Annotated in this window: 23 protein-coding genes; 15 read left to right on the top strand and 8 right to left on the bottom strand. The window is 63.3% G+C overall.

Translation table 11 applies throughout. From position 1 onward, the window contains the following. Nucleotides 1-21 precede the first annotated feature (21 nt). The 9 genes from mrdA (at nt 22) to AB5Y80_RS15970 (ending at nt 9,319) form a co-directional block, all read left to right on the top strand. Nucleotides 22-1,935 carry a penicillin-binding protein 2 gene (gene mrdA, locus AB5Y80_RS16010; protein ID WP_010673761.1) on the top strand — a complete coding sequence of 638 codons (1,914 nt, stop codon included), beginning with the start codon at nt 22-24 and terminating at the stop codon, nt 1,933-1,935. Next, a complete protein-coding gene (gene rodA / locus AB5Y80_RS16005) occupies nt 1,932-3,035 on the top strand; it encodes a rod shape-determining protein RodA (protein ID WP_039041107.1) in 1,104 nt (367 codons plus the stop codon). Before mrdA ends, rodA begins: the two co-directional genes overlap by 4 nt. Further along, nucleotides 3,035-4,033 (top strand): lytic murein transglycosylase B, encoded by a 999-nt coding sequence (mltB, locus tag AB5Y80_RS16000; protein ID WP_223955692.1) that lies wholly within the window; start codon nt 3,035-3,037, stop codon nt 4,031-4,033. Before rodA ends, mltB begins: the two co-directional genes overlap by 1 nt. Further along, nucleotides 3,975-4,910, top strand: coding sequence for a septal ring lytic transglycosylase RlpA family protein (locus tag AB5Y80_RS15995; RefSeq protein WP_052816020.1), 936 nt, complete (start codon nt 3,975-3,977; stop codon nt 4,908-4,910). Before mltB ends, AB5Y80_RS15995 begins: the two co-directional genes overlap by 59 nt. Before the next feature lie 165 nt (nt 4,911-5,075). Further along, nucleotides 5,076-6,305 (top strand): D-alanyl-D-alanine carboxypeptidase family protein, encoded by a 1,230-nt coding sequence (locus AB5Y80_RS15990; RefSeq protein ID WP_039041110.1) that lies wholly within the window; start codon nt 5,076-5,078, stop codon nt 6,303-6,305. A gap of 279 nt (nt 6,306-6,584) precedes the next feature. Then, a complete protein-coding gene (ybeD, locus tag AB5Y80_RS15985) occupies nt 6,585-6,848 on the top strand; it encodes a DUF493 family protein YbeD (protein ID WP_010673756.1) in 264 nt (87 codons plus the stop codon). Between the two features lie 93 nt (nt 6,849-6,941). After that, the gene (gene lipB / locus AB5Y80_RS15980; protein WP_010673755.1) at nt 6,942-7,634 is read left to right on the top strand and encodes a lipoyl(octanoyl) transferase LipB; all 693 of its coding nucleotides are present in this window, start codon (nt 6,942-6,944) and stop codon (nt 7,632-7,634) included. Nucleotides 7,635-7,719: 85 nt separating this feature from the next. After that, on the top strand, nt 7,720-8,685 hold the full coding sequence (lipA, locus tag AB5Y80_RS15975) for a lipoyl synthase (RefSeq protein WP_109111910.1): 966 nt from the start codon (nt 7,720-7,722) through the stop codon (nt 8,683-8,685). A gap of 145 nt (nt 8,686-8,830) precedes the next feature. After that, on the top strand, nt 8,831-9,319 hold the full coding sequence (locus AB5Y80_RS15970; protein WP_010673753.1) for a GNAT family N-acetyltransferase: 489 nt from the start codon (nt 8,831-8,833) through the stop codon (nt 9,317-9,319). Nucleotides 9,320-9,352: 33 nt separating this feature from the next. Here the strand turns inward: AB5Y80_RS15970 and nqrE are convergent, their stop codons facing one another. From nqrE to AB5Y80_RS15940, 6 genes are all read right to left on the bottom strand, one after another. Further along, complete coding sequence (gene nqrE / locus AB5Y80_RS15965) at nt 9,353-9,952, bottom strand: NADH:ubiquinone reductase (Na(+)-transporting) subunit E (protein WP_010673752.1); 600 nt, start codon at nt 9,950-9,952, stop codon at nt 9,353-9,355. Between the two features lie 191 nt (nt 9,953-10,143). Next, nucleotides 10,144-10,437 (bottom strand): hypothetical protein, encoded by a 294-nt coding sequence (locus AB5Y80_RS15960; RefSeq protein WP_368173175.1) that lies wholly within the window; start codon nt 10,435-10,437, stop codon nt 10,144-10,146. 317 nt (nt 10,438-10,754) lie between these two features. Next, on the bottom strand, nt 10,755-11,258 hold the full coding sequence (locus tag AB5Y80_RS15955; protein WP_368173174.1) for a GNAT family N-acetyltransferase: 504 nt from the start codon (nt 11,256-11,258) through the stop codon (nt 10,755-10,757). 39 nt (nt 11,259-11,297) lie between these two features. Then, nucleotides 11,298-12,479 (bottom strand): MerR family transcriptional regulator, encoded by a 1,182-nt coding sequence (locus AB5Y80_RS15950; RefSeq protein ID WP_368173173.1) that lies wholly within the window; start codon nt 12,477-12,479, stop codon nt 11,298-11,300. Nucleotides 12,480-12,629: 150 nt separating this feature from the next. Then, nucleotides 12,630-14,360, bottom strand: a complete 1,731-nt coding sequence (recJ, locus tag AB5Y80_RS15945; protein ID WP_010673748.1) for a single-stranded-DNA-specific exonuclease RecJ — start codon at nt 14,358-14,360, stop codon at nt 12,630-12,632. Then, on the bottom strand, nt 14,326-15,030 hold the full coding sequence (locus AB5Y80_RS15940; protein ID WP_039041117.1) for a disulfide isomerase DsbC N-terminal domain-containing protein: 705 nt from the start codon (nt 15,028-15,030) through the stop codon (nt 14,326-14,328). The genes recJ and AB5Y80_RS15940 overlap by 35 nt, the downstream gene beginning before the upstream one ends. 259 nt (nt 15,031-15,289) lie before the next feature. Between AB5Y80_RS15940 and mscL the strand changes: the two genes are divergently transcribed. Next, entirely contained in the window at nt 15,290-15,700 is a 411-nt protein-coding gene (gene mscL, locus AB5Y80_RS15935; RefSeq protein ID WP_010673746.1) for a large-conductance mechanosensitive channel protein MscL, read from the top strand. A 73-nt stretch (nt 15,701-15,773) separates the two neighbouring features. On the opposite strand, the gene xerD is transcribed toward mscL, so the two are convergent. Next, on the bottom strand, nt 15,774-16,673 hold the full coding sequence (gene xerD, locus AB5Y80_RS15930) for a site-specific tyrosine recombinase XerD (protein WP_042014490.1): 900 nt from the start codon (nt 16,671-16,673) through the stop codon (nt 15,774-15,776). Between the two features lie 183 nt (nt 16,674-16,856). On the opposite strand from xerD, the gene fldB reads away from it, so the two are divergent. The 5 genes from fldB (at nt 16,857) to AB5Y80_RS15905 (ending at nt 21,783) form a co-directional block, all read left to right on the top strand. Further along, nucleotides 16,857-17,375: a flavodoxin FldB gene (fldB, locus tag AB5Y80_RS15925; protein WP_041212516.1), complete on the top strand. Its 519-nt coding sequence runs from the start codon at nt 16,857-16,859 to the stop codon at nt 17,373-17,375. A gap of 510 nt (nt 17,376-17,885) precedes the next feature. Further along, the gene (locus tag AB5Y80_RS15920; protein WP_368173172.1) at nt 17,886-19,286 is read left to right on the top strand and encodes a TldD/PmbA family protein; all 1,401 of its coding nucleotides are present in this window, start codon (nt 17,886-17,888) and stop codon (nt 19,284-19,286) included. A 106-nt stretch (nt 19,287-19,392) separates the two neighbouring features. Beyond that, nucleotides 19,393-20,733, top strand: coding sequence for a TldD/PmbA family protein (locus AB5Y80_RS15915; RefSeq protein WP_182935335.1), 1,341 nt, complete (start codon nt 19,393-19,395; stop codon nt 20,731-20,733). Between the two features lie 142 nt (nt 20,734-20,875). After that, on the top strand, nt 20,876-21,253 hold the full coding sequence (locus AB5Y80_RS15910) for a VOC family protein (protein ID WP_041212513.1): 378 nt from the start codon (nt 20,876-20,878) through the stop codon (nt 21,251-21,253). A gap of 224 nt (nt 21,254-21,477) precedes the next feature. Then, nucleotides 21,478-21,783: a type 1 fimbrial protein gene (locus AB5Y80_RS15905; RefSeq protein WP_167824698.1), complete on the top strand. Its 306-nt coding sequence runs from the start codon at nt 21,478-21,480 to the stop codon at nt 21,781-21,783. A 72-nt stretch (nt 21,784-21,855) separates the two neighbouring features. Here AB5Y80_RS15905 and AB5Y80_RS15900 read toward each other — a convergent pair whose 3' ends face one another. Beyond that, entirely contained in the window at nt 21,856-22,782 is a 927-nt protein-coding gene (locus AB5Y80_RS15900) for a L,D-transpeptidase family protein (RefSeq protein WP_041212511.1), read from the bottom strand. Nucleotides 22,783-22,915 lie beyond the last annotated feature (133 nt).

Here is a 22,915-nt window from a genome sequence, read left to right as displayed (position 1 = left end):
CGTCAGCCACAAGGTAACGGCATGCTGAAGAATCGCATTGAAATGCGCGATCACAGTGCCGAGGGACGTCTGTTCTTCCGGCGCACCCTGGTCGCCTACATCGGCATGGTCACCCTCATGCTGGTGCTGCTGGCTAACCTCTACTACCTGCAAGTAGAGTCTTACGAAACTTATCAGACCCGATCCAACGACAACCGCATCCGTGTGGTACCGGTGGCGCCGCCCCGTGGCCTCATCTACGACGCCAACGGTGTCCTGCTGGCGGAAAACCGCCCTGTCTACAGCCTGGAGATCGTGCCCGAAGAGACCGAGAACCTGGAGAAGACCGCGGACGACCTCATCACCCTGCTGGCCCTGCCGGAGGGGACCAAGGAGAAGTTCCTGGCCGAGGTCAAGCGTCAGCGCCGCTTCAAGCCCGTGCCCCTGTTCGAGAAGCTGACCGAATACCAGGTCGCCCTCTTCTCGGTCAACCAGCACAACTACCCGGGGGCCAGCATCGAGGCCTACCTCAAGCGCTACTACCCGTTCGGCGACACCCTGACCCATGCCCTGGGCTACGTGGCCAAGATCAACACCCGTGACGTGGAGCGCCTCGAGAAGGAGGAGAAGCTCGCCAACTATGCCGCCACCAAGGACATCGGCAAACAGGGGGTGGAGAAGTACTACGAGGATCAGCTGCACGGCGTGGCGGGTTATCAGGAGGTCGAGGTGAACAACCGCGGCCGGGTAGTGCGCACCCTGAAATTCCAGCCCCCCGAGCCCGGCAAGGACATCTACCTCAACATCGACATCCGCCTGCAGTTGAAGGCACAGGAGCTACTGGCCGGCCGCCGGGGCGCCATCGTGATGATGGAACCCAACACCGGCGCCATCCTGGCCATGGAGTCGAGCCCGAGCTACGACCCCAACCTGTTCGTGACCGGCATCTCCAGCGCCAACTACTCGGCGCTGCTCAACGATCCCGCCCGGCCGCTGGTCAACCGCACCACCCAGGGCATCTATGCCCCCGCCTCCACCGTCAAGCCCATGATGGCGGTGATGGGGCTCAACGAGGGGGCGATCACCCCCAATTACCGCTACTTCGGCGGGCCCAGCTTCTCCATCCCGGGCACCACCAAGAAGTTCCGGGACTGGCGCCGCTGGGGCCACGGCTGGCTCGACGTCTATCGCGCCATCGAGGTCTCGGCGGATACCTATTTCTACGATCTCGCCTACCGGGTCGGCATCGACAAGATCAACAGCTACATGACCAAGTTCGGCTTCGGCCAGTACAGCGGCGTGGACCTCTATGAAGAGACCCGGGGCGTCATGCCCTCCCGGGACTGGAAGATGGCCCGCTGGCGTCAACCCTGGTACCAGGGGGACACCATCTCCATCGGCATCGGCCAGGGCTACTGGAGCGCCACCCCGATCCAGCTCGCCAAGGCCATCAGCATCCTGACCCAGAACGGTCACGACGTGACGCCGCACCTGCTCAAGAGCACCGCCTCCTCCGATGGCGTGGTCAACGCCCCCATCAACCCGAACGTGGCCATCGCCGCCAAGAGCGATACCTACTGGCAGGTGGCCAAGGACGGCATGTGGCGCGTCATCAACGGCCACGAAGGGACGGGGCGCCGCGCCTTCGCCAATACCCCCTACAAGGCGGCGGGCAAGTCCGGCACCGCCCAGGTGGTGGGCCTGAAAGAGAACCAGGTCTACAACGCGGCCACCACCAAGGTGGAGCACCGCGACAACGCCCTGTTCGTCGCCTTCGCCCCCTTCGAGGCACCCAAGGCGGTCGTCGCCCTGGTGCTGGAGAACGCCGGGGGCGGCAGCGCCATGGCGGCACCGGTCGCCCGCCACATGCTGGATGCCTATCTGCTCCCGCCGGAACCCCAGTTGCCACCGGCACCGGAAAAGCCGTCCCAACCGAGTGAGGTCGTTTCCCAATGAGTAATTCTGCCCGCCAGCAGAGCATCTGGTACAAGCTGCACATCGACCTGCCGCTGCTGCTCGGCCTGCTGACCCTGATGGCCCTCTCCATGGTGGTGCTCTACTCCGCCTCGGGCCAGGATCTCGACTCCATCGTGCGCCAGCTGGTGCGCGGCGCCCTGGCCTTCGGTCTGATGATCGGCATAGCCCAGCTGCCGCCCTCCCTCTATGCCCGCTGGTCGGTGCCCCTGTTTGCGGTGGTGGTGCTGCTGCTCATCGCGGTGGACGTGTTCGGCCATATCGGCAAGGGGGCCCAGCGCTGGCTCGATCTCGGCTTCATGAAGTTCCAGCCCTCCGAGGTGATGAAACTCTCCATGCCCATCATGGTGGCCGCCTGGCTCAGCCGGCACTCCCTGCCGCCAAAGTTCAGCCATGTGATGATCGCCCTGGTGATGGTGCTGCTGCCCACCCTGCTGATCGCGGCCCAACCCGATCTCGGCACCTCCATCCTGGTGGCCGCTTCCGGCTTCTTCGTCATCTTCCTGGCGGGGATCAGCTGGTGGCTCATCGGGCTCGCGGTCTTGCTCATCTGCGCCTTCATGCCGGTTCTCTGGTTCTTCCTGATGCACGACTACCAGCGCCAGCGGGTGCTGATGCTGCTGGACCCGGAGAAGGACCCCCTCGGTCGCGGCTATCACATCATCCAGTCCAAGATTGCGATCGGCTCCGGCGGCGTGTTTGGCAAGGGGTGGCTGCAAGGCACCCAGTCCCAGCTCGAATTCCTGCCAGAGCGCCACACCGACTTCATCTTCGCCGTCTTCAGCGAGGAGTTCGGTCTGGTGGGAGTGGCCCTCTTGCTGGTCATCTACCTCTACATCATCAGCCGCTGCCTGTTTATCTCCATGCAGGCCCAGAACAGCTTCGAACGCCTGCTGGGGGGTGCCCTGACCCTGACCTTCTTCGTCTATGTGTTCGTCAACATGGGCATGGTAAGCGGCATCCTGCCGGTGGTAGGAGTTCCCCTGCCACTGGTGAGCTACGGCGGCACCTCCATGGTGACCCTGATGGCGGGCTTCGGCGTTCTGATGTCCATCCAGACCCACAGGCGGCTGCTCGCCTGATGCGACTCGGCTGGCTGGCTCTATCTCTGTGCACCCTGACGGCGGGTGCTGCCGTCTCGCCGGCCCGGCTCAGCCTGCTGGCCGAGCAGCAGCAGGTGCCGCTGGCAGAGTTGCAGGCCGCCGCCGCCCAGGCCAGCCTGCGCCAGGAGGTGCTGGACACCATCCGCCGCCCCTGGGAAGCCAAGCCCTGGCACCGCTACAGGCCGCTGTTCGTCACCCCGGAGCGAATCCGGGACGGAGTGGGATTCTGGCAGCGCCATGCCGCCACCCTGGCACGGGCAGAGCAGACCTACCAGGTCCCCGCCTCCCTCATCGTCGCCATCATCGGCATCGAGACCTTTTACGGTCGACAGATGGGGCGCCATCCAGTGCTCGACAGCCTCTACACCCTGGGATTCCACTACCCCGAACGGGCGGATTTCTTCGCCAAGGAGTTTGCCCAGCTGGTGCTGCTTGCCCGGGAAGAGAAGTGGCCGCTCACCAATCTCAAGGGCTCCTATGCCGGCGCCATGGGCATGGGCCAGTTCATGCCCTCCAGCTACCGCCACTACGCGGTCGACTTCGACGGAGACGGCAAGCGGGATCTCTTCGCCAACCCGGCAGATGCCATCGGCAGCGTGGCCAACTACTTCGCCCTGCACCACTGGCGCTGGGGCGAGCCGGTGGTGGAGCCCGCCTTGATCGGATTGGCGCCAGTAGGTACCCTGCTTGCACCCGAGCCCGAGCTAAGACACCGCTGGGCAGATCTGGCCGCTGCGGGCATTGAAGTCGCCACACCGCCGTCACCCGAGACGCCGGTAAAACTGCTGGCGATGGAGCAGGCCGAAGGACCGGAATACTGGGTCGCGCGCCACAATTTTTACGTGATCACCCGCTACAATCGCAGCCCTCTCTATGCGATGGCGGTGCATCAACTCAGTCAAGCAATCCAGGACGCTTATGCATTACAGCCACAAACTTCTTCCCCTCAGCCTGACCTTGTTGCTGGCCGCCTGTAGCAGCCAACCCGAACCCCAGCCGCTGCCGCCAGAGCCCGTCCCCCAGGAGAAACCCCAGGTCATCGAGATCCCCCAGGCGACCGGCGCCATTCCCCGCCCCGAACCCATGAGCGAGAGCGGCAACCGGGACTACTGGATCGGCAAGCAGAAGTTTGAGGTGTGGCGCGACATCAAGCACTACAGCGAGGAAGGCACTGCCAGCTGGCTCTCCCGGGATCTGGACGGCAACAAGACTGCCAACGGCGACGTGCAGGACAGCACCCTGTTCAGCGCCGCCCACCGCAACCTGCCCCTGCCAAGCTACGTGCGGGTCACCAATCTGGACAACGGTCTGGAGACCATAGTACGCGTCAATGATCGCGGCCCCTTCGGCAGCGATCGCCTCATCGATCTCTCCCACGCCGCCGCCGCGCAGCTGGAGATGGTGGAAGGGGGTGAGGCCCGGGTGCGCCTCGAACTCATCACCGATCAGCCGGATCAGATGGTAGAGATGGTGCCCATGACCCCGATGACGCCCATGGAGCCTGCGGCGCCAGCCGCCAATTCCTTCGTGAACGAGACGCCGGCCCCCACGGCACCGGCCAAGGCCGCCCCTGCTCCTGCTCCTGCTCCTGCCGCCACGGCGACCACCACCGTCTCCCCCCCCAAGGCCGGTGCGACCCAGGGCAAGATGATCCAGGTGCTCGCCAGCGGCTCGCAGGCGCGAGCTGAGGCCATGGGCAAGGTGATGACCCAGCGCTATGGCGTGCCGTACCAGGTGGTGGCGCACGGCGCCGTCTTCCGCGTCCTGCTCGGGCCCGTGGCCAGCGACAAGCAGGCCCCCCTGCTCGAGCAGATCCGCCAGGGCGGGTTGGAGCAGGCCTTCATCGTGCCCTGATACCCGCCCCGACCTCGCGCCGGGATACGACGCGAGGTCGGGGGCCATCCCATAAAATCCCGTCCAGGTCGCATCTCGGACTATGACCGACACGCACATCTGGTATAGTGGGGCCCGCTTTTTTTCAACTTGGGTACATCCCATCCAGGCACCAGGAATTTCAAGATGTCCAAATTTGCCCGCTCCGTTATTCTGGCCTCCCTGTTAAGCGCCACCGCTCAGGCCAACCAGCCTGTTCCGACCCCGGATTCGGCCCTGCCGAGTGCCCAGCCGGTTCCCACTTTGAACAGCGCCCCCATGGTGGTGCCTGCCGCGCCCGAGATCTCCGCCAAGGCCCACATCCTGATCGACTACTTCTCCGGCCAGGTGCTGGCCGAGCAGAACGCCGACGAGCGTCTGCCCCCCGCCAGCCTGACCAAGATGATGACCTCCTACATCGTCGGCGACGAGCTGCACAAGGGGAACATCAAGGGCACCGACATGGTGACCATCAGCCAGAACGCCTGGTCCAAGAACTACTCCGACTCCTCCAAGATGTTCATCGAGGTGGGCAAGCAGGTCTCCGTCGATGATCTCAACAAGGGCATCATCATCCAGTCCGGCAACGACGCCTGCGTCGCCATGGCCGAGCACCTGGCAGGCAGCACCGACTCCTTCGCCAGCCTGATGAACGCCTGGGCCGCCAAGCTCGGCATGAAGGACTCCCAGTTCAAGAACCCCCACGGCCTGGATGAAGAGGGCCACTACAGTACCGCCCGCGACATGGCCCGCCTGGGTCAGGCTCTGATCCACGATCAGCCGGAGGAGTACAAGATCTACTCCCAGAAGTCCTTCGTGTTCAACGGCATCACCCAGCACAACCGCAACCGCCTGCTGTGGGACCAATCCCTGCAGGTTGACGGCATCAAGACAGGCCACGTCAGCCAGGTAGGCTACAACCTGGTCTCTTCCGCCACCAACAACGAAGGCATGCGCCTGATCGCCGTCGTCATGGGGGCCAACAGCGAGGCTTCTCGCGCTGCCGAGAGCAAGAAGCTGCTCACCTACGGCTTCCGCTTCTTCCAGAGCCTGACCCCCTACAAGGCGGGCACCGAACTGGTCACCCAGAAGATCTGGATGGGCGACAAGTCTGAAGTGAAGCTGGGGGTCGACAAGGACGTCTCCGTGCTGGTCACCCGTGGCCAGGGCAACAACCTCAAGGCGGACTTCCAGCTGGAGAGCGAGCTGAAGGCGCCCCTGGCCAAGGGCCAGCGCGTCGGCACTGTGTACCTCAAGCAAGGGGACAAGGAGATCAAGCAGGTTCCCCTGGTTGCCCTGGAAGAGGTGCAGGAAGGTGGCCTGATGAGCCGCCTGTGGGATTACCTGGTGATGCTGGTCTCCAGCTGGTTCAAGTAACAGACCCTTCCTCAAGCAGCGGCGCCAACAGGCGCCGCTGCTGTCTTTTGCGGTCTGTCCAGTCAATAACCCTGTAATCTGCAGGTTCCGCCGACTGACGATTTGTGGTAAAAAGCAGCATTTCCACGTCTTGCCGCACCGCCGGGTCTTGATCCCGAGGCGGCTCATGCCCATATAGACTGGGAACTGCCCCCTGGGGGCTGATGAGGGGATCGTTTTGGCGGCCCTCAAAGGCGTAAAGATGACGTCGCTTCCCGGCGACCCAGAAAGGTGAAGTAGATGAATACCAAGTTTGATGAACTGCTGGAGTTCCCCTGCAAGTTCCCGTTCAAGGTGCTTGGCGTGGCTGATCCCGCCCTGCCCGACATGGTGGTGGAAGTGCTGCAGCAACATGCTCCCGGCACCTACAGCCCGACCGTTCAACCGAGCTCCAAGGGCAACTATCACTCGGTACGAGTGACGGTCACCGCCCAGAGCAAGGAACACATCGAGGCCATGTATACCGCTCTTGGCAAGATCGAGCTGGTTCGTTACGTCCTGTAAGTTGCCTCTCTCGCCCCGCCACCGGGGCGACTGATTATTTGCCGCCCGGTCGCAGCGGCGACCGTACCGACACCGCGCCGCCAGTGAGGAAAGATGTCACTCGAAACGCCCGCCGAGCCACAACCGTCAGCCGGCCAACTGCTCGTCAGACAGCTGGGCCGTCGCCCCTACCAGCCGGTGTGGGACGCCATGAAGGCGTTCACCGACAATCGCACCCCCGACACCCCGGACGAGTTCTGGGTGGTGGAGCATGACCCCGTCTACACCCAGGGCCAGGCCGGCAAGGCCGAACACCTGCTCGCCCCGGGCAACATCCCGGTGGTGCAGAGTGATCGCGGCGGCCAGGTGACCTATCACGGCCCGGGCCAGCTGGTGCTCTACGTTCTGGTGGATGTGCGCCGCAGCAAGCTCTCTGTACGGGAGCTGGTGACCTGCCTCGAAACCGCCATCATCAACACGCTCGCCAAAAGCAATATCGAGGCCTACGCCAAGGCCGATGCCCCGGGCGTCTACGTGAAGAGCGATCTGGGTATGGAAGCCAAACTGGCGTCCCTGGGTTTGCGCATTCGCAAGGGGTGCTCGTTCCACGGGTTGGCCCTCAACGTCAACATGGACATGACTCCCTTCCTGCGCATCAATCCGTGCGGCTATGCGGGCATGGCCATGACCCAGACCAGCGCCCTGGGCGGCCCGCAGAGCGTCGCCGAGGCACAGTCCCTGCTGGTGACGGAGCTGGCCCGCCTGATTGGCTACCAAGAGATCACGAATACCGAAGAGGCGGCATGAGCAACCCCATGCCCCGTGGTCACGAGGGAGCCGCAAGGCCCCTGGTGACCGTCAACCAGACAATAACAAACACCGAGAGTGAATCATGAGCAAACCCGTTCGTATGGAGCCGGGCGTCAAGCTGCGCGATGGCGACAAGATGGCCCTGATCCCGGTGAAATTCATGCCGGATCCCAACGAGGAAGTGCTGCGCAAGCCGGAGTGGATGCGGATCAAGCTGCCGCCGTCGAGCCAGAAGATCGAGCACATCAAGAGCACCCTGCGCAAAAACAAGCTGCACTCTGTGTGTGAAGAGGCTTCCTGCCCCAACCTGGCGGAGTGCTTCAACCACGGCACCGCGACCTTCATGATCATGGGCGCCATCTGTACCCGCCGCTGCCCCTTCTGCGACGTGGCCCACGGCCGTCCGTTGCCGCTGGATCCGGAGGAACCGAAGAAGCTGGCACTCACCATCAAGGAGATGAACCTCAAGTACGTGGTGATCACCTCGGTGGACCGCGACGATCTGCGGGACGGCGGTGCCCAGCACTTCGCCGACTGCATCCGCGAGATCCGCGAGCACAGCCCCCAGACCCGCATCGAGATCCTGACCCCGGACTTCCGTGGCCGGATGGAGCAGGCGCTGGAGGTGTTCCGCGAGACCCCGCCTGACGTTTTCAACCACAACCTGGAAACCGCCCCGCGCATGTACCGGGTTGCCCGTCCGGGTGCCGACTACAAGTGGTCCCTGGAGCTGCTGCGCCGCATCAAGGAGATGCACCCCCACGTGCCGACCAAGTCCGGCCTGATGATGGGCCTTGGCGAGACCAACGAGGAGATCGTCGAGGTGCTCAAGGATCTGCGCGAGCACGGCGTCAACATGCTGACCCTGGGCCAGTACCTGCAACCGAGCCGCCACCACCTGCCGGTGAAGCGTTATGTGCCGCCCGCAGAGTTCGACGAACTCAAGGATGTGGCCATGGAGCTTGGCTTCAGCCACGCCGCCTGCGGTCCCTTCGTGCGTTCCTCCTACCACGCAGACCTGCAAGCCAAGGGGGAAGAGGTCAAATAAGCCTCTTTTCCTGCTGGCAGAAAAAAGAGCGCCCTTGGGCGCTCTTTTTTTATCGCCGTCACCTCGCAGGCAGCGGTTGTCCCTTTGTGATTGGCGCCGTTCTGGCGTAACGTGGCCACTCCCCTTCTCTGGAGTGCTGTGCCGGATGCCGACTCTCACCGTTCGCCTGATCCCCCTGCGTGACGCAGACTTTCCCGCCTATCGCGACTACTTCATCGAGGATTACGCCCAGGATCTTGCCAGCAACCACGGGATGGCGCTGCCTGACGCCCACCGTCAGGCCGACGCCTCGTTGCAGCAGCTCCTGCCACTGGGTGTCGCCACCCCGGGTCATCACCTGCTCGCCATGGTACCTGAAGCCTCGAACGCACCGGGCGAGCCTCTGGGCTATCTCTGGCACGCCATCGACGGCGCCGCCGGCACCACCTTCATCTACGACTTCTATGTGACACCGCCCCATCGTGGTCGCGGCCTCGGCAAGGCTGCCATGGCCGCCCTGGAGGCGCAGCTCGCCCCCCTAGGCATCCACCAGATCAAGCTGAGGGTGGCCCATGACAACCCGAGGGCACTGGCGCTCTATCAGGCGCTGGGCTTCACCATCACGGGCTACAACATGGCAAAGCGTCTGGATTGAGCACCTTCATTGGGCCACCACCCGGCCCATGGCTCAGAGCGAGATGCCGGAAAAAGACATGAAGCCGAGGGACATCAGCCCGGCCACGATGAAGGTAATGCCGATCCCCCGCAGCCCCTCGGGCACATCCGAATACTTCATCTTCTGGCGCAACCCCGCAATGGCGACGATGGCCAGCAGCCAGCCCAGCCCTGAGCCCGCCCCGTAGACCACGGATTCGATGAAGTCGTAATCCCGCTGGGCCATGAACATCACCCCGCCGAAGATGGCGCAGTGCACCGTCAGCAGCGGCAGATAGATGCCGAGCGCGTGATGGAGCGCCGGGAAATGTTTGTCGAGCACCATCTCCATCACCTGCACCAGCGCCGCCAGCACCCCGATGTAGACGATGAAATCGAGAAAGCCCAGATCAAACTCCCCGAGGAAGGTACTCTCGGGACGCAGGATATGGCGGTAGATCAGGTTGTTGAGGGGGATGGCGATCACCATGACCACCAGCACCGTCATGCCCAAACCGAAGGCGGTGTTGATGTTCTTGGAAACGGCCAGGAAGGTGCACATGCCAAGAAAGAAGGCCAGCGCCAGGTTTTCCACAAAGATCGACTGGATGAAGAGATTGACGTAATAGTCCATGAATGAGTTCACCACTTGGTTGCAATAAGAGCATGTCCGCGCCCGGCCAACGGCCAGTCGCGAAGATGACGTTTACAGAGAGAGCTGGCGCAGCACCCGGTAATGACCACGGCAGCCGCCAGACTGCCGAGCAGCCCGGTCAGCGGTACTCAATGACGGGGATCAAACGGGCGGGCGCCCGGCTGGTGAACCTAGTCGCCCTGGCAGAAGCGATATTGCAGGTGGTGGCAGCGAAGCCGCCGTGTGTGCAGAGCGCCGAAGTAGTCGGGCCGCTGCCTGAGATAGATGAGAGGCAGGAAAAACAGCAGGCCGCAGAGCAGGCCGAGGATCTCGTGCTGGAACCAGGCCAGCAGCACCTGATAGAGCTCGGCTTGAGCGGCCCCTTCCAACCGTCGACCCTGCTCGAAGCTGAGCCGCCACTGGCCGCCCGGCGGCAGGCTGACGCTGTTGACCAGCCCGGGATCGGCCGGCTCATGCAACTGCATCGAGGCGTCCTGGCCGACCGCTGCCTGACGTACGGCTGCACCGACCTCTGCCGCGGCGAAGGCGGCAAGCCATAGAAGGCAGGCGATGGCGAGCGCCATCGGCCAGGTAGAGCGTCGGCCAGAGGGTGACAAGCGGGGAGTCCCTTCTTTAAAAGAGAATTCAGCTAGGCCGAATATATCACAATTCATCTTTTTATTGAATTTTAAACCCTGCAAACACCCACAAATTGATACTAAAAACCCTCTTTATAAATAAAGAGGGCAATTAAAAACCACAATGAGCGCAAGGAGCCCTCTCTTTTCCCTCACGGTGACCCTCACTCCTGCACAAAGGCCGGGTGGTAGCGCACTTCACCACTGGGCATGGCAGCGCCGAACAAGCGGGCCATGAAGTACTCGGGCGGCACGCCGGGCAGCGTCAACCCCGGCTCGGGCACGAAACCGAAACGGCCGTAGAAGCCGGGATCCCCCAGCACCACGCAGCCGGCCGCCCCCATCCCCTTGAGCTCGGCCAGACCCGCGTCCATCAGCCGTGACCCCAGCCCCTTGCCGTGCAGCGCAGGAGAGACCGAAATGGGGCCAAGACCATACCAGTGCGGGCTGCCATCGCTGATGGTCACCGGCGAGAAGCAGAGGTGGCCGACCACTTGCCCCGCCAGCTCCGCCACCAGCGACAGGCTGAGTGCCCCGGCCTGGCGCAGGCCACGCACGATCAACTGCTCGTTGTGATCGGTATGGGGGGCATTGAGGAACGCGGCCACGGTCAGCGCTTCAATGGCGTCGTGATCGGCGCCTGCTTCGGGCCGAATGATGATGTTCATAGGTTTTCTCCGTTTGTTATCTTGCAATGGATGGCCTGATCAGACTGCCTGCAGGCAGCAGATCACATAGCCGTAGCTGCCCAGGTATTGGCGGTGGATGGCCACTTCCCGGCTCAAGTCCTGCCAGGCTGGGCTATCCCCTAGCTCGGCACTGTGGCGCGCCAGATTGCGCTCAATGGGATCCAGATAGTTGTGCCAGGCCCTTTGCGGCAACTCGGTGTGCCACAGGCAGCGATAACCCGCCTCCTGCACCGCTTTGAGCAGGCCCGCCAGGGTCTGCATGGCGGGATAATCCCGCTGCCAGAACGCCAGCGCCTCCTCTGGGGGCGTGTCCGTCAGCCACACCAGGTCGCTCAGCACCAGGCAGGCATTAGGATCGGCAAGGTGCGCCCGCCAGGCTTTGAGCGCATTGGCCACCCCTATGGTGTACGCGCTCCCCTCGGCCCAGATGAGATCGGCGGGGGCCAGGTCTGCCGGCAGCGCCGCCATGTTGGCGCACAGGGTAGTGACCTGACTCAGCCCCGCCGCGCTGGCCGATCTCGCCACGGCGGCCAGCGCCTCCTCGTCCAGATCGATGGCCACGATGGTGGCGTCCGTCACCTGTGCCAGCGCCAGGGTGGCGGCGCCACGCCCACAGCCCATGTCGAGGATCCGGCGAGGCTGGCTGGGCAGCGCGGCAAATTGCTGCTGGGTGAAGAGGCTATCGCCCGGCCCCCAATAGCTCATGCCATCCAGCAGCAGCTTGAAATCCCGGATGTAGCGTTCATGTTCATTCATGTCTTTGCTGAGCCACTGCAGGTGGTAACGCGCTTGTTCACTGAATCCCTGCTTCATCACCCAGGCAAAGTAAGCCTGCGGGGCTTGATGCTGCAGTTGCCGCTGCCAGGCCTTGAACTCGTCGCCGGAGTGCGCACGCAAACCGGCGAGATCCGCCAGCAGATCCCGGGCGCGTTGCATCCGCGCCAGCTCTTCATCCAGCTCCCTGACCCGGGCTTCCAGTGTCGCCTGCTCCAGCTCGCCCGCCAGACAGGCGAGGCACTGCTTGAGGCTGAGCCCGCCGGCCTGCAGGGCCTGTACCATCCGCAGCCGCTGCAGATCGTCATCGTCGTAGTGGCGATAGCCGTTGGCGCCCCTCGTGCCCGCAATCACCCCCAGCTTCTCGTAATAGAGAAGGGTGGAGCGGGCCAGGCCGCAGCGCCGGGCCAGTTCGGATATTTTCATGACAACCACTCGCTGAGGGGTCCGTGACCCGATGAAGGGAAGCTTAAACTGTGAAGCAATAGACGGGTCAACGACAACATCCGGGTTCATACCATAAAAAAACGGCCACCCAGAGGTGGCCGTCATCGGCAGCAAGAGAGACTCGCGGGATCAGAGGCCGGCGGCCTCCAGATGCTCCACCAGCAGTTGCACGCTGCGGTTGCCGCGCCACTCGTTGACGTCGAGCCGGTAGACCAGCCGCACCCGCTTCACCGAGGCATCGGGCCAGCGCTGCAAGTCGACGCCAAAGGCGATGGCATCCACCGCGTGGCCGGAATCCGTGGTCAACATCATCTTGAGGTGCTTCTCCCCCACCAGCCGCTGCTGCACCAGCACGAATTCCCCGTCAAACAGCGGCTCGGGGAAGGCCTGACCCCAGGGGCCGGAGGCGCGAATAAGCTCCGCCAGCTCGAGGGTGAGCTCGTCCGGCAGCAGCTCGCCATCGGTGAGCAGCACCCCGGTCAAGAGCTCAGGGGTCACCAGCTCGCCGATGACCGCCTCGAAGGCCCGGCCGAAGGCCTCGATATTGGCCTTGGGCAGGGTCAACCCGGCCGCCATGGCGTGGCCGCCAAACTTGCCCATCAGGCCGGGGTGGCGGGTATCGAGCAGTTCCAGCGCATCGCGCAGGTGCACCCCCGGGATGGAGCGCCCGGAGCCCTTGAGCTCGGTCTCGCTGCTCTCGGCAAAGGCGATGACCGGGCGGTAGTACTTCTCCTTCACCTTGGAGGCCACCAGCCCCACCACCCCCTGATGCCACTCGTTCCGGTGCAGCACGATGCCGGAGGGCACCTCGCCGTCACGAAAACGGATCTGCTCCAAAGTGGCGAGCGCCTCCTGCTGCATCCCCTGCTCGATCTCCTTGCGCTCCTGGTTGAGGCTGTCCATTTCGGAGGCGAACTGGCGCGCCAGGTTGATGTCGTCACAGAGCAGACAGGCGACCCCGAGGGACATGTCATCGAGCCGGCCCACCGCGTTGAGGCGCGGCCCCAGCGCAAAGCCGAGATCGGCAGCGCACAGGCGACGCCCGTCGCGGCCCGACACGTCCACCAACGCCTGGATGCCGGGGCGACAACGGCCGGCCCGGATCCGCTGCAAACCCTGATGAACCAGGATGCGGTTGTTGCCATCGAGCGCCACCACGTCGGCCACAGTGCCGAGGGCCACCAGATCCAGGTAATCCGCCACGTTGGGGGCGCGCAGCCCCTGGCGCTCATACCAGCCGCTCTGGCGCAGATGGGTGTTGAGGGCTGCCATCAGATAGAAGGCGACCCCGACCCCGGCCAGGGACTTGGAGGGGAAGTCGCAGCCATGCTGGTTGGGGTTCACTATCGCGTCGGCGTCAGGCAGCTCCTGACCCGGCAAATGGTGATCGGTAACCAGTACCTGCATGCCTGCCGCCTTGGCCGCCGCCACCCCGGCGATGCTGGAGATGCCGTTGTCCACCGTGATCAGGAACTCGGCGCCGCGGGCCACCGCCAGCTCGACGATCTCCGGGGTGAGGCCATACCCAAACTCGAAGCGGTTGGGCACCAGAAAATCGATGTGGTGCCCCCCCATGGCGCGCAAGGCCAGCACGCACAGGGCCGAGCTGGTGGCGCCGTCGCAGTCGAAGTCACCGACGATGAGAATGCGTTTTTGCGCCGTCAGCGCCTCGGCCAGCAGCGGCACCGCCTGCGCCATGCCGAACAGACGCTGGGGCGGCAGCAGCTGGTTGGCGCTGCGCTCCAGCAGGGCAGGGTCTTCTACCCCGCGGCTGGCGAAGATCTGGCGAAGCAGCGGGTGCAGGGTGGCGGGCAGATGGGAATCATCAACTCGCGGACGACGACGGATTTGCAGGGGCATTGATGTGATCCAGTATCTTGAGCAGTTGTTCGGGGCTCTGGTAACCGCGCACCAGGTCGCCATTGGGCAGGACCCAGCTCGGTGACGCCTTGATCCCGAGCCATTGGCTCAGGCCGATATGATGGGCAAGGATCGCATTACAGCCGCTCTCAGGCAAACGATCGCTGAAGTTGAGTTCGCGCAGCAGCCCGGGATCGCACCAGCTAGCCTGATCCGAGGCGGCGACAGGCGCAGGCAGCAGTTGCACGCTCACACCCCTCGCCTGCAAGCGGGGCAATTCCTCCAGCGCGATGCGGCAAGGACCGCAGGCGAGATCGGTAAACAGGGTGAGGCGGTGGCGTTCAGGGGTGGCCTTGAGCCAGAGCCGGGCCTCCCCTATCTGGGAGAGCGCCAGCCTGCGTTGCTGCTGCTGGCTGAGCCGGGTGAGGTTTCTCATATCGTGGGCCAGATCCAGCATGGAGCCCTGCAGCACATAGTCTCCCCTGGCATCGCTGTAGAGCAGTCCCTGGGCCGTGCCCAGCAGATAGAGGCCCGGCATGGGGGTCTCGTCCACCAGGTAGACCTGCACACCGAGGCGCTGCTCTATGGTCTGTTTCAACACATGGGGGTCCATCCCCGCGCTGGCCGCAAAAGCGCACAGCAGCATCATTCCCAGCAGTAAATATCGCATTAGCTCATTCACTTGGCATGATTGAAGGGCCTCATAAGGTAACCCAGACAATTCCCTCTCCCAAAGACCTTAATTAGTGATCGATTAATAACGTCCGCAAGAAAAAATCACGAGATGACAGGTTGCCAATCGGGCTTGAGCCCCGCAAGCTAATCAGGACGACGGGAGACATCTTTAGTCATCCCTCTGTTTTGCTGATGTTTTATTATTCAAATCGACGTGCTCTCAGGTGGCATGTCGTCCATTTCTAGGGGGAAAAATGAGTCTGATTCAAGAGTTCAAGGCCTTTGCATCCAGGGGCAATGTGATCGACATGGCGGTCGGTATCATCATAGGTGCCGCCTTTGGCAAGATTGTCTCCTCCTTCGTGGGAGACGTGATCATGCCCCCCATCGGGCTGATCCTGGGGGGCGTGGATTTCAGCGATCTCGCCGTGACCCTGAAGGCCGCCGAAGGGGATGCCCCTGCCGTGGTCATCGCCTACGGCAAGTTCATCCAGACCTGTATCGACTTCCTGATCATCTCCTTCGCCATCTTCATGGGGCTCAAGGCCATCAACACCCTGAAGAAGAAGCAGGAAGAGGAAGCCGCCGCCCCGGCCGGCCCCACCAAGGATCAGGAGCTGCTGACCGAGATCCGCGACTTGCTGAAATCCCAGCAGGGGAAATAACCGTTTCCTCCCTGTCGTGTGCTGAAAAAAAACCGCCTTCGGGCGGTTTTTTGTTGCAAGGCCGGTGAGGCGATCAGGCTCTGGGGTGGTGCTGGCCGTGCAGTGCCTTGAGCCGCTCGTTGGCCACGTGGGTATAGATCTGAGTGGTGGAGAGATCCGCGTGGCCCAGCAGCATCTGCACCACTCGCAGATCGGCGCCGTGATTGAGCAGGTGGGTGGCGAAGGCGTGACGCAGGGTGTGGGGGGAGAGTTCCCCCCTGATGCCGGCTCTCAGGGCATAGAGCTTGATGCGGTGCCAGAAGGTCTGGCGGGTCATCATCCGGGCCCGCTTGGAGGGGAACACCACGTCCGAGCTGGTGCCACCCAGCAGCAGGGTGCGCCCCTCCCGGTAGTAGCGCTCCAGCCAGTGCACCGCCTCCTCCCCCATGGGCACCAGGCGCTCCTTGTTGCCCTTGCCCACCACCCGCACCAGCCCCTGGCGCAGGCTGACGTGTTCGGCGGTCAGCCCCACCAGCTCGGACACCCGCAGCCCGGTGGCGTAGAGCAGCTCGAGCATTGCCTTGTCCCGCAGCTCCAGCGGATCGTCCACCAGGGGCGCTTGCAGCAGCGCCTCCACCTCGGCTTCGCTCAGATCCGATGGCAGCTTTTTGGGGAGCTTTGGCCCCTCCAGCAGCACGGTGGGATCGTCGCTGCGCAGCTTCTCGCGATTGAGATACTGGTAGAAGCGGCGCAGGGCCGAGAGGAAACGGGCCGTACTGCTGGCCGCGAACTGATGGTCCACCCGCCAGGCGAGGTAGTGCTGGATGTCGTCCAGCCCCGCCAGCAGCAGGGAACCGCCTTGCTCATCGAGCCAAAGGGCAAATTTTTCCAGGTCGGTGCGATAGGAGCTGACCGTGTTGTCGGAGAGCCCCCGCTCCAGCCAGAGGGCGTCGAGAAACGGCTCGATCAGGGGATGGGATTCTGCTTTGCTCATGGTGGGCCGCGCTCAGGGAAACAGGTCGCCATTGTAACGTGCCGACCCACCCGGGCCGCAAGGCAAGGCTGCACATCCCCTCAGGCGGTGAAGAGCCCGGCGCAATCTGCTAGACTGGCGCCCTCCCCCCGGGCGCCGCTGTGCCGGTCACGCCCCTTGCCGACTGCGATCAAGAGAAGAGCGATGAAGATAGGTTTGTTTTATGGCTCCACCACCTGCTATACCGAGATGGCCGCCGAGAAGATCCGCGCCCTCATCGGCCCCGAGCTGGTCGATCTCCACAACATCAAGGATGTGCCCCTCGCCCGCATGCAGGAGTACGACATCCTGATCCTGGGCATCTCCACCTGGGACTTCGGCGAGCTGCAGGAGGACTGGGAATCCCGCTGGGAAGACATCGCCGACCTGCATCTGGAGGGACGCATCATCGCCCTGTTTGGCATGGGCGATCAGCTGGGCTATGGGGAGTGGTATCAGGATGCCCTCGGCCTGCTGCACGATCAGCTGGTCCCCAAGGGGGTCAAGCTGGTGGGCTACTGGCCCAACGAGGGGTACGAGTTCGATGCCTCCAAGGCGCTCATCGACGATGGCCGTCACTTCGTCGGGCTTGCCCTCGATGACGCCAACCAGTACGACCAGACCGAGTCCCGCATCGAACAGTGGGTCGACCAGATCCTGAGCGAGATCCACGAACTGCTCTGATCCTGGCCGCCTGGATGTTCGACGACGCCAGCCAATGGACGACCAGACCGACCCCGTATCGAGCAGTGGGTCGACCAGATCCTGAGCGAGATCCACGAACTGCTCTGATCCTGGCCGCCTGGATGTTCAACGACGCCGGCCAATGGGCGACCAGATCGACCCCGTATCGAACAGTGGGTCAACCAGATCCTGAGCGAGATCCACGAACTGCTCTGACCCTGATCGCCTGGATGTTCGACGACGCCGGCCAATGGACGACCAGACCAACTCCGTATCGAGCAGTGGGTCGACCTCATATAAAACGAGCGCCATGAGCGGCGCCAACCTCCCCTGCCGGTAGCCTGCGCTCGGGCTGCCGGGCGCATAAATCGCACCGATTTTCTCGTTTGGTATCATCGGCTGACGCTATAGCGACTTTTTGCTTCTGGTCTGCAACAATGAGGTCGACACCCCATAACAACACAACGCCGGGTGTCGGAAGCAAACGGACAGACCAGAAAAGGATATTCTATGACTTCATTCTCCCTGTTGGCCCCCGCCATCGCCCGCGACGTGCTCGATCACGCGCTGGCACTCGGGGCCGATTTCGCCGAGCTGTTTGTGGAGCGCAAGCGCCGCAGCCAGCTCAGCCTGCTCTCCAGCCAGATAGAGAACATCAGCGGTGGTCTCGACTTCGGTATCGGCGTTCGCCTGTGCTACGGCCACAAGGTGCTCTATGGCTACACCAATCTGGCCGATCGCAACGAGCTCTTGCGCATCGTTACCCTGCTGGCGGCCAAGGACAGGCGTGACCCCGTAGTGGCTGCCACCGCCTTCGATTTCAGTCGCCTGAGCGATCGCAACCCTGTGGCCCTACCGCTCTCAGCCGACAAGTTGCTGGAACAGAAGATCGCCTACCTGCATGCCATGGACGCTGCGGCCCGCGCCGAGAGCGACAAGGTGAGCCAGTTCTCGGGCAACGTGCTCGGCTGGGAGCAGGAGGTGGAGATCTTCAACAGCGAAGGGGTCCAGGTGAGCGATCGCCGCCACTACAACCGCATCATGGCCCAGACCATCGCCCTGGACGGGGGCGAGCAGAGCGTTGGTTATGAAGCCCCCGGTGCCATGAAGGGATGGGAGCATGCCGAGAGCATCGATCCCCGCGAGCTGGCTCTCACCGCCACCCGCCAGGCACTGGTGAAGCTGGGCGCCGCCCCCTGCCCGAGCGGCAAGCTGCCGGTCATCATGGAGAGCGGCTTTGGCGGCGTCATCTTCCACGAGGCGTGCGGTCACCTGCTGGAGACCACCTCGGTGGCCAAGAAGGCATCCGTGTTCCACGACAAGATGGGCCAGCTCATCGCCAACCCCGCGGTCAGCGCGGTGGACGAGGGCTTGCAGGGCAACGCCTGGGGCTCCATCAACGTCGATGACGAGGGGATGGCGACCCAGCACACCCAGCTCATCAAGGACGGCGTGCTGACCGGCTTCCTGGTGGACAGAATGGGGGCCCTTCGCACCGGCTACGCCCGCACCGGTTCCGGGCGCCGGGAATCCTACAAGTTCGCCCCCGCCTCCCGCATGCGCAACACCTATATCGAACCGGGCAACTACAGCCTCGACGACATGCTGGCAACCGTGGAGCACGGCATCTATGCCAAGCGGATGGGGGGGGGCTCTGTGCAGCCCGGTACCGGCGAGTTCAACTTCAACGTGCAGGAGGCCTACCTCATCGAGGGGGGCAGGATCACCCGGCCCCTCAAGTCGGCCACCCTGATCGGCACCGGCCCGCAGGTATTGAAGGAGATCTCCATGGTGGGGCGCGATCTGGCCCTCTCCGCCGGCATGTGCGGCTCGGTCTCCGGATCCATTCCCGCCTCGGTCGGCCAACCGCCGCTCAAGGTTGACAGCATTCTGGTCGGAGGGAACGCCTGATGAACATCCATTACACTCTGTGCGGTTCCATCTCCCGCCTCATTCGCGTTTCAGTCGGCCCGTCGCCGCTCAAGGTTGACAATATCCTGGTCGGAGGGAACGCCTGATGAGCCAACTCGACATGAACCAACTGCTTGCCCGTCTGCTGGACCAGGTCGCCGATCTGGGTGCCGAGGCGGACATCATCGCCAATCAGGAGAAGGCCTTCTCCCTCAAGGCCGACAAGGGCGAGCTCAGTGAATACAAGGTCACCAGCAGCCAGCAGATCGGCATTCGCCTCATCAAGGAAGGCCGGGTCGGCATCGCCTATTCCGAGTCCCTCGACGCGTCGGCCCTGGACGCCATGGTGCAGGATGCGCTCGATGCGAGCCGCTTCGCCAAGGTGGACCCGGATCAGCGCATCACAGTGCAGCAGAGCAGGCTCATCACCGACTGCGCCGAGATACATCAAGCCGACACCACGGCGGTGGAAGAGAAGATCGCCCTGACCCTGCGCCTTGAGTCCGACATGCTAGCCCTGCCGGACGTGACCGGCGCCCCCTACAACGGCTTCTTCGAGGGGGAGAGCCGCCTCTGGCTTGCCAACAGCCAGGGCAGCATCTGTGAACATCAGGAATTCAGCGTCGGCTGCCACAGCTCCGCTCTCATCGAGCGGGAGGGCCGCCAGTCCATGCACTACCAGGGACAGTACGCACGGCGCTTCGACGAGTTGGAGAGCCAGCCTCTCATCCGCCAGATCCACGCCGTGGCCGATGGCCTGCTGATGGGTGAGGCGGTGCCAAGCGGTCGCTACAGCGTCATCTTCAGCACCCACTGCTTTGCCAGCCTGTTTGGCTGCTTCCAGTCCGCCCTGTCTGGCAAGTGGGCCCAGCAGGGGATCAACCCCTGGCGCGACAAGCTGGGCCAAAGCGTGGCTTCTCGCTGGCTCACCCTAGAGAGTCGTGCCTATATGCCGGGGGGCATGAAGATCAAGGCGTTTGACGGCGAAGGAGCCGCCACCTCGGATCTCCTGCTCATCGGCGAGGGGGAGCTCAAGACCCTGCTGCACAACAGCGCCACCGCCCGCCACTTCGGCGTGACGAGCAACGGTGCTGCCGCCCGCAGTGCCCGCAGTGCCCTGGACGTGGCCCCTCGTCACCTGGTGTTCGGGCTCGGCCCCCACGGCGAGGCCGAGGTACAAAGCGGTGAGTACCTGGAGCTGGTCAAGCTGGACGGCTTGCACTCCGGGGCCGATGCGGTGAGCGGCGACTTCTCGTTCGGCGCCTCCGGCTTCCTCTGCCGCAATGGCGAGCGCGTGGCGCCGGTACGCGGCATCACGGTGGCGGGCAACTTCTATCGCCTGCTGGGTGAGCTGGAAGCGGTCGGCAACCAGCTGCACCACGACGATGGCAAGGACTTCTATGCCCCGCTGATCCGCTTTGGCGGGCTCAGCATTGCCGGCAAATAAGAGGGGGAGCCTTACTCGGCTCTTCCCCCTTCAAGCGGCGCCATCAGGCGCCGCTTTTTTTATCCATGGCGCCCCCCGACAGCCACTTCTAACCTCAAAGAGCCACCGACCGCGTTGGCCGGGAACTCTGGAGAATACGACGATGGACAACACCCTGGTCTGGGCCGACATTCCGACACGGGATCTGGATCGCGCCATGGACTTCTACTCGGCCCTGCTCGATGTGCAGGTCACCCCCATCCAGGAAGAGACCATGCGCTTTGCCATGCTGCGCCACGACGGCAGCAACGCGGCGGCCTGTCTCGGCCCCATGGACAAATATCACCAGCCCGGCGGTGCCGGTCCCCTCATCTATCTCTCCCTCGGTGACAGGCTGCAGGAGGCGGAGCTGCTGGTCCCCCGGCTCGGCGGGCGGGTGCTGGAGCCTCTGCACAGCATCGGCAGCGGTCATGGCTCCCGGGTCATCATCGAGGATACCGAAGGCAACTGGCTGGCCCTCTATGCCCCGCCGACCGCCTGAGGAAGATGGAAGCCTCATCGGGATACCCTCCGCCGAGTCACTCGCAGCCGGCCATGGCAAGGGCAACCCTCGGGTTGCCCTGTTTTTTCATTTAACCCGCCAGAGTCGGTCTCTATAGCAACCACTCAAATAGCACTCACACTCCCTCTGACCGGGCCGATATTGGCAGTGCAGGAAATGAAAAGTGGTTTTCTACCTGCGTGCAAGACAATCAGGAGGTCTGCATGAAGCCAATCGTAGTCGCACTCACCTTCGCCAGTTTGGGTATGTCGGTGGCACAGGCGGGGCCGGCGACCAGTACTGGTCACATCACAGTCAGCGGAGCAATCGTTGAAGATGCCTGCCACATCGAGCAACAACAGGATCGGGTGCAGGTCACCTGTCTATCGGGCCCACAGCAAACGACAGAGACCCTCAATCTGAGACAGTTGGCAAAACAGTCGTCACAGCGACTCGCCACCAGCCAGGTTTCCTATCGATGGATTGACTCGCGCCAAACCATGGCAATCATCACCATTAGCCACGAATGAACCTTGCCAATACCGGAAACAACAACGGCGACCATCAGGTCGCCGTTGTTGTTTAACTGCACTTGCCGGCCATTACGCCTCTGGATTGAGGCGGGTCGGGATGCCGGTACGCTGTTCCAGCACCTGCTTGACCACGTTGGAATCGCTGTCAGCGTGGGCGATGAAGCGGGTGGTCGCCGGGGTCATGGGCAGCGGCACGGAGGCGGTGGAGTTGAACTCTTCCTCGGTGCGCGACAGCGGCTCGTGCACTTCCATGTAGCGACCGCCATCCGGCTCGACCGTGGTCTTGACCGGCTGGTTGACGAACTGGACGCGGGTGCCGACCGGCACGTGATCGAACAGGTACTTGATGTCGTCGGCGCGCAGGCGCACGCAGCCGCTGCTCACCCGCAGACCGATGCCGAAGGTGGCGTTGGTGCCGTGGATGGCGTACAGGTTGCCGATGTAGAGCGCATGCAGGCCCATGGGGTTGTCCGGGCCGGCCGGCCAGACCGCGGGCAGGGTCTTGCCCTGGGCGGCGTAGCGGCGACGGATGTTCTCGGTCGGGGTCCAGGTCGGGTTGGCACGCTTGCGCTCAACCTTGGTGATCCAGTTCTCCGGGGTGTTGACCCCGAGCTGGCCTATGCCGATGGGCAGCACATGCACCACGTTCTTGCCCTTCGGGTAGTAGTAGAGACGCATCTCCGCCACGTTGATGACGATCCCTTCGCGGGGAGCGTTGGGCAGGATCAGCTGATGGGGAATGATCAGCGTGCTGCCCGCCTTGGGCAGGTAGGGGTCGACGCCCGGGTTGGCTTCCATGATGTTGGTCAGACCCAGCTGGAAGTCGGAGGCGATCTGCTCCAGCGGACGGTTGTCTGCGGGCACCACGTATTCCTGGTTCTCACCGATCAGGCGGCTGTTGGCCGCAGGCAGCTGGTATTCAACGGCGGCGGCCTGCTGGCTGACCAGCGCCAGCGTACATAAAAGAGCCGAAGCGGCAATGCGAAGGGGATTCATAAAATTCCTGTATGGTTTCCTGTTCCTGTGGGCCTTTGCCCTGCTCATCATCGGTCTCTTGTGGGCCCGTCACCGGGGACCAACAACCGAGCGCGCATTCTTTCCCGAGCAGGGCAAAATTTCAACTTGGAGA

This window comes from Aeromonas sp. R2-1, assembly GCF_040908425.1.
GTDB lineage: Bacteria > Pseudomonadota > Gammaproteobacteria > Enterobacterales > Aeromonadaceae > Aeromonas > Aeromonas caviae.
This window is presented reverse-complemented; position numbering and strand designations above follow the sequence as displayed.